This window comes from Chryseobacterium sp. SIMBA_029 (genome assembly GCF_046535275.1).
Lineage (GTDB): Bacteria > Bacteroidota > Bacteroidia > Flavobacteriales > Weeksellaceae > Chryseobacterium.
The window spans coordinates 1-249 of sequence record NZ_JAWRXA010000662.1 but is presented as its reverse complement, the minus strand read 5'-3'; the positions used below and the strand labels follow the sequence as shown (position 1 = coordinate 249).

Below are 249 nucleotides of genomic sequence, written 5' to 3'. Positions count from 1 at the left end.
CTCCGGCCTCGTAGACATGCACGTCCAACCCTGCGCGTGCCATGACGAGCGCTGCGGCAAGCCCATTGGGACCGGAACCGACGACGGCGACATCAACCATTGCTGCTAACCTCCGTTGCTGGGGTGCTTGAGCGGCGGCCGCGGATCACGAACCGACCGATCACGAACCGGTCGTCAGCGCCGTCGAAAGGACCGCCGTGCGGGTCATCCTGGCCGCCGACCCTGATCGGGTCGTTGGATGGGTTCCAG

1 protein-coding gene is annotated in these 249 nt (G+C 66.3%); it reads right to left on the bottom strand.

All coding sequences use genetic code 11. The annotated features are described in order from the left end of the window. A partial coding sequence (locus SB679_RS25635) for an FAD-dependent monooxygenase (protein ID WP_410705186.1) occupies positions 1 to 100 on the bottom strand: 100 nt, incomplete at its 3' end. Positions 101 to 249: the final 149 nt, after the last annotated feature.